Source organism: Bradyrhizobium sp. S3.7.6 (assembly GCF_054061875.1).
Map to the genome: position 1 here is coordinate 6,839,578 of NZ_JBSSEQ010000001.1, position 17,809 is coordinate 6,857,386.

At 65.2% G+C, this 17,809-nt stretch carries 11 protein-coding genes and 1 riboswitch; all 11 genes read right to left on the reverse strand.

All coding sequences use genetic code 11. The features are described from left to right. Position 1: 1 nt before the first annotated feature. The gene (locus tag ACVJ5M_RS33485) at positions 2-934 is read right to left on the reverse strand and encodes an N-carbamoyl-D-amino-acid hydrolase (protein ID WP_063984413.1); all 933 of its coding nucleotides are present in this window, start codon (positions 932-934) and stop codon (positions 2-4) included. A 106-nt stretch (positions 935-1,040) separates the two neighbouring features. Continuing rightward, positions 1,041-2,723 carry a long-chain-fatty-acid--CoA ligase gene (locus ACVJ5M_RS33490; protein WP_231144492.1) on the reverse strand — a complete coding sequence of 561 codons (1,683 nt, stop codon included), beginning with the start codon at positions 2,721-2,723 and terminating at the stop codon, positions 1,041-1,043. Next, positions 2,720-4,015 (reverse strand): class-III pyridoxal-phosphate-dependent aminotransferase, encoded by a 1,296-nt coding sequence (locus ACVJ5M_RS33495; RefSeq protein WP_063986532.1) that lies wholly within the window; start codon positions 4,013-4,015, stop codon positions 2,720-2,722. Before ACVJ5M_RS33495 ends, ACVJ5M_RS33490 begins: the two co-directional genes overlap by 4 nt. Positions 4,016-4,025: 10 nt before the next feature. Next, complete coding sequence (locus ACVJ5M_RS33500) at positions 4,026-5,606, reverse strand: hydantoinase B/oxoprolinase family protein (RefSeq protein ID WP_354097020.1); 1,581 nt, start codon at positions 5,604-5,606, stop codon at positions 4,026-4,028. After that, the gene (locus tag ACVJ5M_RS33505) at positions 5,603-7,612 is read right to left on the reverse strand and encodes a hydantoinase/oxoprolinase family protein (protein ID WP_063984416.1); all 2,010 of its coding nucleotides are present in this window, start codon (positions 7,610-7,612) and stop codon (positions 5,603-5,605) included. The genes ACVJ5M_RS33500 and ACVJ5M_RS33505 overlap by 4 nt, the downstream gene beginning before the upstream one ends. A gap of 425 nt (positions 7,613-8,037) precedes the next feature. Further along, on the reverse strand, positions 8,038-9,585 hold the full coding sequence (pdxR, locus tag ACVJ5M_RS33510) for a MocR-like pyridoxine biosynthesis transcription factor PdxR (protein WP_063984417.1): 1,548 nt from the start codon (positions 9,583-9,585) through the stop codon (positions 8,038-8,040). Between the two features lie 153 nt (positions 9,586-9,738). Beyond that, positions 9,739-11,172, reverse strand: a complete 1,434-nt coding sequence (locus ACVJ5M_RS33515) for an NAD-dependent succinate-semialdehyde dehydrogenase (protein WP_038934240.1) — start codon at positions 11,170-11,172, stop codon at positions 9,739-9,741. A gap of 179 nt (positions 11,173-11,351) precedes the next feature. Continuing rightward, positions 11,352-12,761 (reverse strand): dihydropyrimidinase, encoded by a 1,410-nt coding sequence (hydA, locus tag ACVJ5M_RS33520; protein ID WP_063986533.1) that lies wholly within the window; start codon positions 12,759-12,761, stop codon positions 11,352-11,354. A gap of 11 nt (positions 12,762-12,772) precedes the next feature. Beyond that, positions 12,773-13,513, reverse strand: a complete 741-nt coding sequence (locus ACVJ5M_RS33525) for a maleate cis-trans isomerase family protein (RefSeq protein WP_063984418.1) — start codon at positions 13,511-13,513, stop codon at positions 12,773-12,775. 121 nt (positions 13,514-13,634) lie between these two features. Continuing rightward, a complete protein-coding gene (locus ACVJ5M_RS33530) occupies positions 13,635-15,056 on the reverse strand; it encodes a PepSY domain-containing protein (protein ID WP_231144490.1) in 1,422 nt (473 codons plus the stop codon). Between the two features lie 12 nt (positions 15,057-15,068). Then, on the reverse strand, positions 15,069-17,441 hold the full coding sequence (locus tag ACVJ5M_RS33535) for a TonB-dependent receptor (protein WP_354099331.1): 2,373 nt from the start codon (positions 17,439-17,441) through the stop codon (positions 15,069-15,071). Positions 17,442-17,558: 117 nt separating this feature from the next. Next, positions 17,559-17,760: riboswitch (cobalamin riboswitch) on the reverse strand. Positions 17,761-17,809: the final 49 nt, after the last annotated feature.

The window sequence follows — 17,809 nt, forward strand, 5'->3', positions numbered from 1 at the left end:
GTCACTTCTCCGGCGGCGGCACCGCGCCGGTCTGGCTGGTAATCAGGCCGTAATGCTCGATGCGGCGATGCTGGGCAAAATTGAAGATCGTGGTCTTGCCGAACGTCGTGGCGTCGAGGTCGCAGGCGTGAACCAGGACCTCGTCGCCCTCCGTCTTGGCCTCAGCGACGATCTCGCCATCGGGATCGACGATCAGGCTGCCGCCGAACAGCGGATGGCCGTCCTCGACACCCGCCTTGGCCACCGCGACCACCCAGGTCGCGTTCTGATAGGCGCCGGCCTGCACCGAGAGACGGTTGTGGAACAGCCGCTTCTCGATGCCCTCCTCGCTCTTCTCCGCATTCACCGACGGCGTGTTGTAGCCGATCAGAACCATCTCGACGCCCTGCAGGCCCATGACGCGATAGGTCTCGGGCCAGCGCCGGTCGTTGCAGATGGCCATGCCGATGATGCCGCCCAGCTCGCGCCAGACGTTGAAGCCGAGATCGCCCGGCTCGAAATAACGCTTCTCCAGATGCTGGTGCGACCGCTTGGTGTCGTAGTCCACATGGCCCGGCAAATGGACCTTGCGATATTTGCCGACGATCTTGCCGGACTTGTCGGTCAGGATCGCGGTGTTGAAGTGATGCCCGTCCGGCGTCAGCTCGGCGTAGCCGAAGTTCATCGCCATCTGATGCTGCGCCGCACGCTCGAACAGCGGCTTGGTCGCCGCATTCGGCATCTCACGCTCGAACCAGGTATCGAACTCGGCCCGGTCCTCCGCATACCAGCGCGGGAAGAACGTCGTCAGCGCCAGTTCCGGATAGACGATCAGATCGGCGCCTTTTGCTTTCGCCTCATCCATCAGCGCGATCATGCGCTTGACCACGGCCTCGCGGCTGTCGACCTTCTGGATCGGGCCCATCTGGGCGGCGGCAACGGTGACGATACGCATCAGCGAGTTCCTGATTTCCTGGTGAGGCTGGGGATCGTAGCTTGAGGGGCGTGCCGGCGCGCGCAGCATAACGCGGTCTTGCGCCGTTTTTCCAGCCAAGCAGCTTTCATGCCGTCCGCCCCCATTCTGCATCCTGCAAAAGCCGCCAGTTGATCTTGTTGCTGGCGGTGCGCGGCAGCTCATCGACGAAGACGACGGCGCGCGGCGCCTTGTAGCTGGCCATCGCACCACGGGCCCAACCGACGATGTCGTGCGCAGACGTCGTCGCGCGCGCGGCTTCGTCGAGCACCACCAGCGCCTTGACGGTCTCACCGCGGTAGTCGTCGGGGGTCGAGACGATGCAGCATTCCCGGATGGCGCGGTTCTGGTACATCGCCGCTTCCACCTCGGCCGGCCACACCTTGAAGCCGCTGACATTGATCATCCGCTTGAGGCGGTCGACCGCGAAGAAATAGCCTTGGGCATCGCGATAGCCGAGATCGCCCGTGCGCAGGAACCGCTTTCCCGAGAGCTCGATGAAGGACTCGGCGTTGGCCTGCGGCCTGTTCCAGTAGCCTTGCAGCACTTGTGGTCCGTGGACGACGATCTCGCCGACGACATTGTCGTCGAGCTCGATCAAGGTCTCGGGATCGACGACCCTCGCATCGGTCTCGTGCACGGCAATGCCGAGACACTGGCGCTTCGGCGCAGTCATCGGATTGAGATGCGTCGGCGACATCGTCTCGGTCATGCCATAGCCTTCGACGAAATCGAGGCCAAAGCGGCCTTTGAGCCGTTCGGCCACCGCGGTCGGCATTGCCGCACCACCTCCGGTCAGCACCTTGAGTTTTGCAAAGCACCGGTCGCGGAACCGGACGCTTGCGAGCACGTCGACGATCATTGTCGGCGCCGCGTTCCAGAACGTGACGCCGTAGGTCTCGAACAGATCCGGCAGCAGATCCTTGTCCCAGCGCGCCATCAACAGCAGCGTGGCGCCTGTCACCACAGCGGCATTCATCGAGCCCTGCATGCCCGCGACATGGAACAGGGGCATGAAGCCGGTCATCACATCGTCGCCGTCGAGCCCATACCAGCGTGCCTGCAAGACGGCCGTGAACAGCGCGCTGCGATGCGTATGCATGCAGGCCTTGGGCTTGCCTGTTGTGCCCGAGGTGTAGGGCAGGATCATGAGATCGTCCGGCCCCGCGGTCATTGCGCCGGGCTGCAAACCTTGCGCGATCGCCTGCGACCAGGAATGCCAGCCTAGCGACGACGGTATCTCCGACGGCGCCTCGGTGATGCATGAAGGCAGCGTATAGGGCGTGGCGGCCGGCACTTCGTCGCGATACTGTGCGACGATCGTATGGGAGATGGCTTCGCCCACCAGCGGCGCGAATATTTCGCTCAATTCGCTTCCGATGATCGCGACCCGGGCCCCACTGTCTTCGGCGAGATACGCGATCTCGGCCGTCTTGTTCATCGGATTGACCGGCACGATCACGGCGTCCGCCCGCATCACCGCGTAGTAGGCGATGACATATTGCGGCGAGTTCTGCAGTGCGATCATGACGCGGTCGCCGCGCTTCACGCCGCAAGCGTTCTGCAGGAATCCGGCTAAGGCATCGACCCGCGCGCGTAGCTCGGCATAGCTCAGGCTCGCACCATAAAACACCGTCGCCGGATGCGATGGGCGATCCGTCGCCGCACGCGCCAGCGCGTCGTAAAGCGTCCCCTCCGGCATCGCGAGATGCCAGGGCTCGTCCGCCGGCCAGGCCGGCGAGCGTTGAGGTGTTGCGGGGTCTGCGCTCACCCGTGCTCCTCGTCTGCGATATCGAGGCCGTGGTCGAGCGCATCCAGCAGCCGCTCGGCTTCCTGCTCCGAGATCACCAGCGGCGGTGCCAGGAACAGCGAAGTCTGCTCACCGCTGGTGCCGATCACGGCACCCGCCTCCAACGCCCGCTCTGCGACACGCGAGGCGATCGGGACCTCGGTGGTGTCGGCATGCCAGGCGCGCCAATCCGGGCCGTGCAGCTCCACCGTCCAGTGCAGCCCCTGCCCCGCCACGCGCTGCACGCTCGGATGCTTCTGCGCGATCGCGAGCAGGCGGCGGGTGAACAGCTTTTCGAGCTTCCGGACGTGCTCCAGAATCTTGTCGTCGCTGACGACTTTCAGGTACGCGCTGACGGCAGCCATGCTGATGGGATGGCCGCGCAGCGTGCCGTAATTCTGCCAGCTCGTGCCCTTGAGCCGCTCGACGATATCTTTCGACACCACGACCGCCGCGACTGCCGCCGCACCGCCGCCGAGCGATTTTCCGAGCGTCACGATATCGGGGTGGCTCTCCGCGCCCTGGAAGGCGAACCAGCGGCCTGCGCGGCCAGCGCCGGTGACGACCTCGTCCGCGATCCAGTACGAGCCAGCCTCCCGCGCGCAGCGCGCCACCTCGTCCTGATAGGCACCATCGTAGTAGATGCCACCCTGGGTGTAGTCGATGATGGTCGCCGCCGTGTCCGAGAGCAGCCGCGTGGCATCAGCCAGATATTCGCTGGGCGGGGTGTTGTTGGCCGGCGCGCCGTAGATGGCGCCATCCGGCGCGGGCAGGACCCTCACCGGTGCCATCGGCGCCGGCAGCTTCGAGCCGCCCGCGTGCACCGCGAGGCCGCCGTGCCATTGCGGCTGCACCGTCATGGCACGGGAGAGGCCAGTGATGCCGTGATAGGCGCGCTCGCGCGTCGCCAGCGCAGACCGCTGTGTCAGCGCCTGGCAGAGCGACAGCGCCATATCGTTGGCCTCGCTGCCGCTGATGCAGAAGCGCACCGCGCCGACCCAGTCGTCTTCGCCTTTAAATGCGGTGGCCATCAGATCGTCGGCCGCCTGCTCACGGCCGACCCAGGTCCAGCCTTCGTTCACGACGGGCGTATCGGCCGCGCGGCGGATCGCCTCCACCATCGCCGGGTGACGATGGCCGAGGCCGCCGCCGGTGTTGCTGCCGTCAATCAGCTTGCGGCCATCGGACAGGTGAAAGTAGACGCCCTCGCCGCCGACGACGGCCATCGGCGCGGCTTCGCCCGCGTTCAGCCCGGTTCGCAACAATCTGCTCATCGCAATCCCCTCACTCCGCGGCCGCGGCGCCATAGCCGCCGCCGCCGCACATCTCGATCGTGACGAGATCGTCTTGCTGCAACACCAGGTTCGACTTGCCGTCGATCGCAACGTTTTCGCCCTTCCGCACCAGCGAGATGCGGCAGGCCTTGCCAGCTTCGCCGCCCTGCATGCCGAACGGCGCAATCACCATGCGCTCGATGCAGGTGGTCAGGTGCATCGAAGGCGCGAGGATGCGATAGGTGCGAACGGAGCCGTCACCGCCGCGATGGGCGCCCGCGCCGCCGGACTGCCGGCGAATGGCCTGCTGCTCCAGGCGGATCGCGTAGCTCGCCTCGATCACCTCGACCGGCGTGTTCGACGTATTGGAGAGATGCACGCGCGTCGCCGACATGCCGGCCCGATCATGCCGCGCGCCCTCACCACCGCCGTGAACCTCGTAGAGCATCTTCCACGAGCCGTTCTGCCGCGGCTCGGCAAAAAACAGCACGCCCGCCGTGGTCGCTCCGCCCGCCGACAGACGCTCAGGGATGGTGTCCTGCATCGCGCGAAAAATCGCATCGACGATGCGCATGGACGTCTCGTGGTTGCCGGCGGCCACGGACGCCATCCAGCCCGGCTCCAGGATCGAGCCCGGGCGCGTGATGATGGTCAAAGGCCGGAGCGCGCCCGCGTTCTGGTGCATGTCGCGCCCGCTCATGATGCGTGCGGCATAGGCGACAGCTGAGCGTGCCATGAACGGCGTCGTGTTGCAGAAATTGGAGACGCGATCGCAGCTTCCGGAGAGGTCGAAGGTCGCCTCGTCGCCGCGAATGGTGATTTTCACATGGATGCGCGCAGGTGCATTGTTGACGCTGCCGTCGTCGAGATAATCCTCGCCCTCGTAGACGCCATCAGGCAGGTCGCGGAGCGCCTCCCGCATCTCGATTTCGGAGAGATCGTGCAGCCGCGACTGCGTCGCCGTGAACACCGCCTTGCCGTGCTCGCGGCAAAGCTCGACGATGCGCTTCTCGCCGGCCTTGGTCGCGGCTGTCTGGGCGAGCAGATCGCCCTCGCAGGACTCGGGATCGCGGACGTTGGCCTTGAGCAGCTGTACGATCGGCGTGTTGACGCCGGCTGACGTGGCGATCAGCACCGGCGGAATCCGCATCGCCTCCTGGAAAGTGTCGATCGCCTTGGCAAAATAGCTGCCCGGCCAGGTGCCGCCGATGTCGGGCCAGTGCGCGAGGCTCACCGCAAACGCCACGATCTCGCCGTCGACGAAGACGGGACGCACGACCTTGACGTCGTTGAGGTGATTGCCTCCAAGCGCGCCGACATTATAGATCACGACGTCACCGTCGTTCAGGCTGTCGCGCGGCATCACCTTCAGCAACTCGGGGATGGTGTAGGCCATCGCGCCGAGATGGATCGGGATGTCGCGGCCCTGCCCGACCAGGCCGCCGCGGCCATCCGTGATCGCGGATGACAGGTCGCCGGCCTCGCGCAGCAGCGGCGAGCGCGCCGAGCGCGTCATCACCAGGCTCATTTCCTCGGCCGCGGCCGAGAGCCCGTGCCTGATAACCTCGACAACGAACGGATCGAGCTTCATGCCGTCCTCCGCGTCAGGAACAGATTGCCTGATACATCGGGTTTAGCTTGCCAGCCCGGCGGGACCACCACCGTTGACCACGCGTCCTCGATGATCGCGGGGCCGCTGACGACATCGGTCAATTTGGCGCGATCAATGATGGCGGTTGGGATATCGTGGAGGCCGTCGAATGAGCAGGCGCGCTTGCCTGACGACACCGCCCTCACCGCAGTCGCCGGCCGGCTCACCACCGTCGTCGACGGGCGCCGCGCTTGCACGCGCACGGATTCGATGACGCAGGGCTCGCTGGTCGCATAGCCGAACAGTTCGTGATGCCGCGCCAGAAAGTCCTTCTTCAGCTTGGTCACGTCGAGCGGCAACGTGAAGGGCACCGGAATGGCGTCATTCTGCGCCGCGTAGCGCATCAGCGCCACAAGCTCGACCTGGATCTCGGCCCTCGCAACGCCGTTGGCGATCAGCGGCGCCGAAGCATCGTCCATCAGCGTCCCGATCCGCTCCGACACGCGCGCGAGATCGATGCCATCTAGGGCGGCGCGTAGCGTCTGCTGCTGGAGAAAGCTGAAATCAGCGGTGAGACAGCCCAGCGCCGAAAAGGCGCTGGATGCGCTCGGCACCACGACCTCTGCAATCCCGTAGAGATCGGCAAGGCCTGCGGCATGCATCGGGCCGCCGCCGCCGAAGGCGAGCAGCGTGCAGTCGCGTCCGTCGATGCCGCGTTCGACCGTGACGCGGCGAAGCGCGCGGGCCATGGTCGCGTTGGCGACCTTGATGATGCCGAGCGCGGTTTCGGTCAGGCTCAGCCCCAAGGCGCGCGCAATCGGCTCGATGACGCGTTCCGCTGCCTTGATGTCGATGCCGATGCGGTCGCCAAGCTTGGTCTCGGGATTGAGATAGCCGAGCACGGCGTTGGCGTCGGTAATGGTCGGCTCGGTGCCGCCGCGGCCGTAGCAGGCCGGCCCCGGCTCGGAGCCGGCGCTCTCCGGCCCGACCGTCAGGCCGCCGGGACCGTTTCGCACGATCGATCCGCCGCCGGCCCCGATGGAATGGACCGCAAGCATCGGCTGACGCAGCGGCTTGTCGCCTAGCATGCGGCCGTCGGTCATCTCGGCCTGGCCGTCGACGATCAGGCAGACGTCCGTCGTGGTGCCACCCATGTCGAAGGTGAGCATGCGCGATGTACCGAGCTGGCGCGCGATGCTGACCGATGCGGAGACGCCGGCCGCCGGCCCCGACATCGCCATCACCAGCGGCCGCCGCTTCACGGCTGAGATCGGGACCATGGCTCCGGCCGAATGAAACACCTGCAAGCCGGCGCCGATCGGCAACCGCTGCTCCAGCTCGCTGAGATACTCCACCGCGATCGGCATCGCGGCCGCGTTGAACACAGTCGCCGACGTCCGTTCGTATTCGCGCGCCTCGGGATTGACCTCGTGCGACAGCGAGACGTGGGCGACGACGCCCTTGAGCCGTTCGCCGAGCATCTTTTCGTGGACGGGATTGGCATACGCGTGAAGCAGCGCCACGGCGACGCTCTGCACGCCGGTCTGCTTCAGCCAGGCCACCAGGCGCTCGATCTCGGTCTCATCCAGCGCCTTCAGCACCCGGCCTTCGTGATCGAGGCGCTCGGCGAGCCCAAAGCATCGTTCGGGCGGCACCAAAGGCGGTGATTTCGGCGGAATGTCGAGACGATAGAGATCGCGGCGGCGATAGCGCGCGATCTCGAGCACATCGGCGAACCCTTCGGTCGCGACCAGCGCGACCTTCGGCAGCCGGTTCTCGACGATGGCGTTGGTGACGCGCGTTGTGCCGTGCACGAAGCGCTTGACCTCGCTCTTGCGCAGGCCCACCGCCTCGATCGCTTCCAGCATCGCCTGAACCGGCGCGTCGGGGCGCGACGGCACCTTTGCGATCCGCGCCTCCGCGGAGTCGCGCCTGATGGCGATGATGTCGGTGAAGGTGCCGCCGATATCGGTGCCGACTTCCCAGTGATTTTCGGAGGAACTCATGTGCGGGGTCAGTTACGGATGACGTCCGAACCGGACGCCGGGTGCTTGCCGTCCATCGCAACGTCCAATGCCAAACCGAGAGCGCTCATCATCATCCCCTGTCATGCCACCGCCTGCGAGCGTGCGACAGAGCGATGGGCTCGGGATAGGGCCAGAGTTGTCGCAAACCACTAGACCAGCGCAGGACCGGCATCACGCGGTGCAACACCGGCTGCACGTTTTGGTGCAGCCATGCCCGCGCAGAGAGCACACGAACGCCAACCGTTCCGCGCGACAAACGTGCAGTGCACCACGGATTTCTCCGTGCAAATCGTGACGCCCGCTGCACTGCAATCGGAGCACTCAAAAACGTCTGTCTAATTTCCAGGCGGTTGAACGGCGATGCGGGATAGTCGCATGCCTACGAGCTATGCACGACGGTCGGCTCAGCTTCTCTTTATTGTACGAACAGTAAGGGAGGATATTGGCGGGTCCGATGATGCACTGCGGCAGCCGCTGCCGATACAAGCCGCGATTCTCGCAAGCAGCGGCGAGGCATCTTCGACCCGCAGCCGCCCGTAGCCGAACACCAGGCCCTGCCGCGTCGGCTGCTCCAGAAAGTTTTGCGAGAGCGGCTGGACGTGGATGCTGGCCTGCTTCAGGACCGCGGCCGCCTCGCGGTCGCTCATGCGTGCCTGCATTGCTTCAGTGAACAGCGCCACCAGATGCAATCCGGTGACGGCGGAGGATACGGTGAGATCGTCAGGCATCAGCGCTGTGATCGCATCGATCAGTGCCTTCCGGCGTGCGGCGTAGATCCGCCGCATCCCGCGCAGATGCCGCAGCAGGTGCCCTTCCCGCATGAACTCGGCCAGCGCGAGCTGACCGATGCCGGAGGTGTGCACATCGATACGCGCGCGGCCCCTGGAAAAGCCTTCGATGAAATGCCTGTTGGCGACGATGTAGCCAAGCCGCAAATTCGGCATCATGATCTTCGAGAAGGTGCCGAAATAGATCACCCGCCCCTCGCGATCGAGCGAGCGCAACGAGGCGATCATGCTGTCCTGGTGCCTGAACTCCGAATTGTAATCGTCCTCAATCACCCAGACGTCGTTCTTGTTGGCCCAATCGAGCAGCTCGAGCCGCCGCTCCAGCCCCATGCTGACGCCGAGCGGATATTGATGCGACGGCGTGACCACGATCAGCTTCGCGCCCGGCGCGCGCCGGATCCCTTCTGAGACGACGAGGCCCTTGTCATCGACCGGAATGGGAACGAGCTTCGCGCCAGCGGCCGTCAGCGCCCACCGGGCCTCGACGAAGCCGGGCTCCTCGACCCAGACCTCGTCGCCGGGATCGAGGATCATCCGGCTGCAGAAATCAAGCGCGCCCGATGTGCCCGAGGTGACGACGACCTCTTCCGGCGAGCAAACGAGCCCGCGCACCGAGCCGAGGAAATTCGCGATCTCGCTCCGCAAGCGCGGATGGCCTTCCGAGGGAAGATCGAGACACTCCTGCTCCCTTGGATTTTGCCAGGACTGGCGCAGCAGGCGCGACCAGTCCTTGAATGGGAAGGTCGAGATATCAGGCGCGCCCGGGCTGAATTCCGACGGCCAGTTGGTCTCGTAGTCGAAGGCAAGCAGCGAGCGCCAGCGCTCCGACATGTGGGCGGGCTTGGCCGTAGACGAGGTCGCGGACGCAGGCTCGGCATGTGGGGTCGCCACGGACGCCACCATGACACTTCCGCGCGGCATCGATTCAAGATAGCCCTCGGCGTAGAGCAGATCCCAGGCGGTCAACACCACCGTGCGCGAGCAGCCCAATTCGCGCGCGATCTCGCGGGATCCCAAAAATTGCGTTCCAGCCGGAAAGACGCCGCGCAAAATGCCGTCGCGGATGTGCGCCGCGATCTGCAGATGCAGCGGCACCGCCGAATTCCGGTCGATATGCATCCCGGCAAGGGACACGCGCTTGCTCGGGTGACGGCTGTTGTCCATGTCTCGCCCGTCAGGCAACGCAGGTCCTATCCACCGTCATTCCGGGGCGCGCCGCTTGGCGCGAGCCCGGAATCCATTTTCCCTCTTTACGCGCGGCGCGATGGATTCCGGGTTCGCGCTTCGCGCGCCCCGGAATGACAACGCGACTTTTCTTTACGCGCTCGCCTGCGTCACGAACTTCGTGTTGAGATAACCCTCGATCGCCTCGAGGCCGCCTTCGGAGCCGTAACCGGAATCCTTGATGCCGCCGAACGGCACTTCCGGCAGCGCGAGGCCATGGTGGTTGATCGAGACCATGCCGCTCTCGATATCGGAGCCGATCGCCTGCATCGTCTTGGTCGAGGTCGTATAGGCATAGGCCGCAAGGCCGTACGGCAGGCGGTTCGCCTCGGCCACCACCTCGTCATAGCTGCGGAACGAGGTGATCGGGGCAAGCGGTCCGAACGGCTCCTCGTTCATAATGCGGGCATCGCGCGGCACGTCGGTGATGACAGTCGGCTCGAAGAAGAAGCCTTCGTTGCCGATGCGCTTGCCGCCGGCCTGCACCTTGGCCCCGCGCTGCACAGCGTCGGAGACCAGACCCTCCATCGCGTCGACGCGTCGCGGGTTCGCCAGCGGACCCATGCGGGTGTCCTTGTCGAGGCCGTTGCCGACCTTCAGGCTCTTGGCGGCGGCGACGAACTTGTCGACGAAGGGCTGATACACGCTCTCATGCACCAGGAAGCGCGTCGGCGAGACGCAGACCTGGCCGGCATTGCGGAACTTGTTGGCCGAGAGAATCTTGGCGGCGTTGTCGAGGTCCGCGTCCGCGAACACGATTGCCGGCGCGTGGCCGCCGAGCTCCATGGTGACACGCTTCATGTGCAGGCCGGCGAGTGCGGCCAGATGCTTGCCGACCGCGGTCGAGCCCGTAAAACTGATCTTGCGGATGATCGGGTGCGGAATGAGATATTCCGACACTTCCGACGGCACGCCGAACACCAGCTGGACGACGCCGGCCGGAATGCCCGCGTCGGCATAGGCGCGCACCAGCTCCATGCAGCTTGCCGGGGTTTCTTCCGGGCCCTTGACGATGATCGAGCAGCCGGCGGCAAGCGCGGCCGAGATCTTGCGGACCGCCTGGTTGATCGGGAAATTCCAGGGCGTGAATGCGGCGACCGGGCCGACCGGCTCCTTGGTCACGAGCTGGGAGACGTTGCCCATCCGCGGCGGCACGATGCGGCCATAGGCGCGGCGGGCTTCCTCGGAGAACCAGTCGATCAGGTCGCCGGCGAGCATGGTCTCGCCCTGGGCTTCCACGACCGGCTTGCCCTGCTCCATGGTCATCACGGGTGCGATCTCGGCGGCGCGCGAGCGGATGATGTCGGCGGCCTTGCGCATCAGCTTGTAGCGGTCGAACGGCGAGGTCTTGCGCCAGATCTCGAAGCCGGCCTTGGCGGCCTCCAGCGCGCGGTCGAGGTCCTGGCGCGAGGCGTGAGGGGTCTTGCCGATCGGCTGGCCGGTGGCGGGGTTGAGGATGTCCTCCGACTTGCCGGAAGTGCCGTCGGTCCACTCGCCGGCGATGAACATCTGAACTTTCGGGTACATCCCTGGTGTCTCCTGCATGATTTCGGCGGCGATCAGCATTGGCGCCCGGCCGCCTCATAAGTGAGCGCAGAGCTACACCGAAAGGCGGCCGGCGAAAAGAGATCAATGATGCCGCAGCAGCGCGAGGATGGTATGCGCAACAGACGACATGGCGTCGTCCCGATGCGGTTATTTTTCCGTCACACCAGGCTCGACTTGCCGCGGCTGAGCACCTCGCCCGCACCCTTGTCGCCGACGATCCTGCCCTGCTCGTACACCACGCGGCCCCGCGCGATGGTGGTGACAGGCCAGCCGGTGACGTCAAAGCCCTCCCACGGCGTATAGTCCGCGCCGTGGTGCAGGTCGGCCTGCTGAATCGTCTTTGTCAGCTTCGGATCCCACAGCGCGATATCGGCATCGAAGCCGACGCCGATCGAGCCCTTGCGCGGATAGAGCCCGTAGATCCGCGCATGATTGGTCGCGGTCAGCTCGACGAATTTCTGCAAGCTGATACGCCCCTTCGACACGCCCTCCGAGAACAGGATCGGCAGCCGGGTCTCGACGCCGGGGATGCCGTTCGGCACCCAGCGGAACGAGGTGCGGGAATTCGGCGTCAGCTTACCCTTGGGGTCGTCGTAGCGGAACGGGCAGTGATCGGACGAGAAGGTCTGGAACACGCCGGTGGTGATGCCTTCCCAGATCGCCTGCTGGCTTTCGGCATCGCGCGGCGGCGGCGAGCAGACATACTTTGCGCCTGACATGTCCATGTTCAGGCCTTTCATGTCGTCGGCCGTCAGCGTGATGTATTGCGGGCAGGTCTCGGCATGCACCGGCAGTCCGCGCTGCTGGGCCCAGCGCACCTGCTCCATCGCCTCGCGCCCGGAGACGTGCACGATCATGATGGGGACGCCGATCACCTCGGCATGGCTGATGGCGCGATGCGTCGCCTCGCGCTCGACGGCCTGCGGCCGCGAGGTGCCGTGATAATAGGGCGCGATATGGCCCTCGCGTTCGAGCTTCGCGGTGAGGAAGCGGATCGCGTCGTAACCCTCGCAATGGACCATGACCAGCGCCTCCTCGCGGCGCGCGACGTCGAACACTTCCAGCAGCTGCTTGTCGCTGAGCACGAGGTCGTCATAAGTCATGAACACCTTGAACGAGGTGTAGCCATCCTTGACGAGAGCCGGCAGCTCCTGCCCGAGTACGACTGCGGTGGGGTCGGAGATGATGAGGTGGAAGGCGGTATCGATGTAGCATTCGCCCTCGGCGAGCTTGCGGTAGTTCTCGACGCAGGTGCGCAGCGACGTCCCCTTCTCCTGGAGCGCGAAGGGCAGCACCATGGTGTTGCCGCCGGCCGCCGCCGCGCGCGTTGCCGAAGCAAAATCGTCGGCCATCACGACGTCGGGTCCGGAGGCCTGGGAGATGTGGACGTGGCTGTCGATCCCGCCCGGCAGCGCCAGCAGACCCGTCGCGTCGATCTCGCGCGCCGCACCTTCAATGCGGTCGGCGATGCTGACGATGCGCCCGTCGCGAATGCCGATATCGGCGCGAAACTCGTCGCTGGCCGTCACGATGGTGCCGCCGCGAATGGCGAGATCGAGCTGCGTCACAGGTGTCTCCGTCACTTGATGATCGCTGATGTCTGGAAGATCCGGCCCCACGCCGCAAGGGCCGCGATGTCGCCACCGGCGAGCTCGAGCGTCCGCCACAGCGTGACCGCGACCGAGTCCAGCACGGCGATGCCCAACTCCCGTTCGAGTGCGGCAGCCAGCGCGGCGCCGTCGAGATTGGTGCAGAGAATGACGACGGCATCGGCACCGTCCGCCGCGACCGCGCGGATCATGTCGGCGATCGTCGCGGGCGTGACCTCACCGAAGGAAAAATTATCGCGCAGGCCGAGATGCCGCTCGGCGTGAGGGGCGATCCCCTCCTCGGCCCAGCCATCGCCGATCCGCCGTTGCACGTCGTCCGTATAGGGTGAGACCAGGCCGACACGTCCGGCGCCGAGCGCGCGGACCGCGTCGATGCAGGCGAGCGTGGAGGTCGTCGCCGGGACATGGGTCCGCGCCGCGATCGCTTCGCACAGGCTCCGATCGCGGTCGATACCGAGCCAGCTTGCCGATGTGCCGTTCCAGGCAATGGCATCGACCTTGGCGTCCGCCAACAGATCCGCCACCGGCAGCATCACCGAGGCATCGAACTGGTTCAGCGCCGCGGCATCGAGCGCGATCTCGGTAACGCGGAAGCGCGAAAAATGAGCGGTGACGCCGGCCACGCCATGCAGCATGGAATTGGTGACGGGCTCCAGCACCGAGTTTGACGACGGGGTCATCATGCCGAGGCGCTTGCGCTGAATTGACATCGATCACGATCGCCCCATTGAGAGAGCGCACCGCTGCGCCCCCTCGGACGATCATCCGCGCCTGCCATCGCCCGCGCAACCCGCAATTTGCATGGCGCATATGATTTGCTCGATACGCAGCTCAAGCCGCGAACGTCGACCGCAAGCGCCGCCAGCCGATCACGATGCCGGTGACGGAAAATGCCAGCCCGAGCAAGCAGAGCCCGACGACCATGATATCGCGCAGACGCGGATGCGCCATGAGAACGGGAAAATCGAGCGTGTGAAGCGCGCCATAGAACCAGCGATAGGCCCGCCGCGAGGCATCCAGTCTTTGCAGCACGCGGCCGTCGGCACCGTCGATGTCGAACCAGAGGTCGCCGCATCGGGAGCGATAGACGGGCGCTCCGGGGACAGCCGAGTGCGCGGGATAGTCGTCATTGTCGGCAAGAACGGACGGGGCGCCACAGTCCGGCGCAAGGCGCGTCGTCAGGTCATGGACATCCTTCTCGCCGAGGAATGCCACCGGCCCGCTGCGGCTCGCCTCCGCCGTTTTGGTCAAGGTCTGACTGGCGAGGCCGATCCGGTCGCGCCGGTAGACGACACCGCTGACGGCGAACCATTCGACTTCGCGAGCCGACGGCTGACCGACCGGAGAGGCCGTCGTCCAGTCAGGCGTGGCATACACCACGCCCGCTTCGGTCGGGGTCAGCTCCCCACGCGAGAACAGCCGGCCGTGATCCATCGAGAGCCAGCCACTGAAACTCCAGGTCAGCACGAAAACGGTCGCGACGAGACCAATGATGTGATGCAGTGCGTGCCACCCGCGATAAGGCGACGAGACCCGACGCCCTCGAATCCTGATCCTGGTAATTCCGAGCACCGCGCCGAGCGTCGCGGCGATAAAAGCCACCAGCGACAATGTCGAGACCACCTGATCCCAAAGGGACCAGTTGCTCCTCAGGACCGTCGGATAGATCCAGTGCAGGACGCTGCCGGCCCAATTCCACCCGCGCTCGCTGCGGGTCGTATCCAGCACGACTTCGCCGGTGCGCGAGGAGACATAGGCCTCGGTTCCGGCCGCATCGCCAAGAGCGACGCGCAACAGAGGCCGGTGTCGATCAAAGCCGTTGGGTACGCTCCATTGATCATAATCCGCGCCCGAAATCATCGCCGCCCGCGCGGCATCGAGCCCGCGTTGCCGGGCATGATCCCGCGCGATACCGACCGCGACGTCGGCGGACGTCACCGATGCATCCCGTCCGTCGGAGGCATGGACCGCGCCCACACGCGACCGGTCCGACACGACATAGACCGGCCCGTCGCTCCGCTGGACCAGGCGAACGCGCGTGGCGTCCGCGATCTCGCTCGCGGCGACGGCATCCGCGACCGTAATCCTCACCTCTCCGCGATCAACCGGCGTAAGTCCGGAAAAGCGCTCCGCCTCCGTCAATGACGGAAACGGGACAAAGTGCATCACGATTCCGCTCGCGAACCACATCGCGAACAGCAGGCAGAACGCGATCCCGAGCCAGCGATGCAGCAGCACGATCGCGTTCATCATGTGGTCAGCGCCCTACCATTTGAACGCGGCCGAGAGCTCATAGGTCCTGGGCGCACCGAGCAGGATCTGGTCGGGATAGAACGGATCGCCCCAGATCGCGTAGCGCTTGTCGGTGATGTTGCGCACGCGGAAGCCCAGACGGGCCTGGTCGACCGCGTTGAACACCGTCTTCGGGATGTCGACGAAGGCGTAGACGTCGGCGACGGTGTAGGCCTTCATCGTCACGACGTTGGCATCGGTGTTGTAGCGGTCGCCGACATAGCGGCCCGTGATGCCGAGCTCCACCGGCCAGGGCGTGAAGAACCGGTACGACGCACCGGCATTGGCCACGACACGCGGCACGTTCGGCGGCGTGTTGCCGGAGAACGAACCACCGGCAAAATTGTAGTCGGCATAGCGTGCATCGACATAAGCGATGTTGCCCCAGAGCCGCAGGGGATCGATCGGGCGTACGGCCGCGGCGAGCTCGACGCCCTTCGACTCCTGCCGGCCTGCGATGTTGAGCTGCATGCCGCCGGCCGCTGCATAGACGTTCTTGCGCAGGATGTCGTAGGCCGAGAACGACCACTCCGCCCTGTTGTCCCAGAACAGGTGCTTGACGCCGGTCTCATAGGTGCGCGCGGTGGTCAGGTCGAGCGGCTGGGTCGGGCCGAGCAGGAAGATGTTGTTGGCCGAGATATCGGCGCCGGTCGCATACTGGCTGAAGAAGGTCAGGCCCGGAACGGCCTCCCAAGTGTAGCCGATACGCCCCGTCGTCGGGACCCAGGACGTCGAGAACGGGAAGTTCGCCTTTTCCAGCCCGGCGGAGTCGGTCGAGTTGCGGTCAAGCCCGATATGCTCGACGCGCAGGCCGCCGACCAGCGCGAAGGTTCGCGTGAGCTTCAGCCGGTCCTCGAACGACAGCGCTTCGTTGTCGATGCGCGCGGTCTGTTGCTGCGTCGTGAGCAGGCCGTAAAGGCCACGGTCGGGATTGACGAGCGAGACGTAATCGTCCGGGAAGTTGGCCGCGCCTGGCCTGACGAAATCGAGATAGCTGGACGAAAGTGTCGTGACCAGGCGGTTGTCGAAGCCTGCGATATTAGCGTCCCAAATCAGGTCGGTAATGTTGCCGACAAGGCGTTGGCTATGTGCAACATAGAAGCGCTCGCGATCGACCATGTTCGAGTTGGGCAGGCCCGTACTGGCATTGAAAGCCTCGATCTCGTTGTTGAACCAGGTACGCTCCGCGCCATAGGCATAGGCTTGGCTTTTCAGCGTCAGGTCAGGCGCCAGCTTCAGTTCGAAGCCGCCGCGCAGCCACACCTCTTGTGCCACGTTGCGGTTGTCGAGAACGTTGTAATTGGTGTTGAAGGTACGATCGTCGATCGTGATCGCACCGAGCTTCGTTTTGTTGAAGTTCGAGACGTAATTGCCCGAAACAATGCCGCTCGTCGCATGCGAGCCGCTGAAGGCGATCGGTACCAGCGGTGCGCCCCAATAGGCCTTCGAGCGATCTTCCCGGTACTCGATCGCGCCCCACATCTTGAGGCTGTCGGAGATGCGGTAATTGAGCTGGCCAGACACATCCAACGTCTTGGTATTGGTGTCGTCGGCAAAGCCATTGAGCGAGGCGCGGCTGATGTCGAAGCGGTAGTCGAGCCCCTGCACGTTAGTGCTGCCGCCCGAGCCGTAATGGACGCCGAACGAGTTGAGCGAATCCCAGGAAAAGTCAGCTTCATTCCGGATCGGCCCGGTGTGTGGCTGCTTCGTGATCAAGTTGATTGCGCCACCGGCGGCACCTTCGCCCGACATCAGCGAGGCCGGACCTTTCAAAAATTCCACGGCTGCGAGATTGGCCGTATCCGTGATCCGCGAGGTCATGTTCTGCGGACCGATCTTGATGCCGTTGTAGAGCATGTTGATCTGGCTGTTGGTGAAGCCACGCATGGAGAAAGCCGCGGGCTCGGCCGGATTGTCGCCGGAGGTGACACCGACCGCGCCCTGCGCAACCTCCGACACGGTGCGATAGCCCTGCTCCCGCATGGTCGCGGCCGAGATGACTTCGACGGTCGCGGGTGTCTCCTGCACGGTCAGGCCGAGGCGCGAGGCGCTCTCGGCAACCACATTGGTGTTGAGCGGCGTCTGCGCCGCCGCGGTCGGCACGACGGGCTTGGCCGCGGCCGATGCGGCCGCTGGCCTGCGCGATGCTGCGCGGCGTGGGCTCTGCGCGTCCCGGGCCGCCGGCTTTGCCGGTTTGCGGGATTGGGCGGGCGACACCTCGACCGGCGGCAGCGGCTCGCGGGCCTGCTGCGCCACGGCGGCAGGCAGATCGAGGGTGGCAAATGACGTAAGCGCGGCGGAAGCGAGCAGGAAGCAACGCGGTCGTACAAGACGAATGGAAGACACAGTTCGGGACCTCGGTGTGACGTCAGTGGCACGTCACCGCGAACCAAGGTCCCATCTTCCGGCTTATGAGCCTTCCGATGAAGCCGAATGTCTGTACTCCCCGACCGACATCTTCGCGTGTGACCACGGCTGACGGCAGGTCTCCTGGCTCGCGGGTCAGTACCTTGCATCGCCTTCCCGGGACCGAGATACCCAGTGGCTCGTGACGCAAGATTCGCCGCTTACAGTTGCGGGGGCAGCCGCGGCATTGGGGACAAAATCCCCGCACCGCATTCCCTTTTCATCCCCACTCGGGGAAACCGTCAAAGCCATCTAGGATTACCGACAAGACAGAGTCAATGTGCCGGTGCGACGTTATTACCACAGCG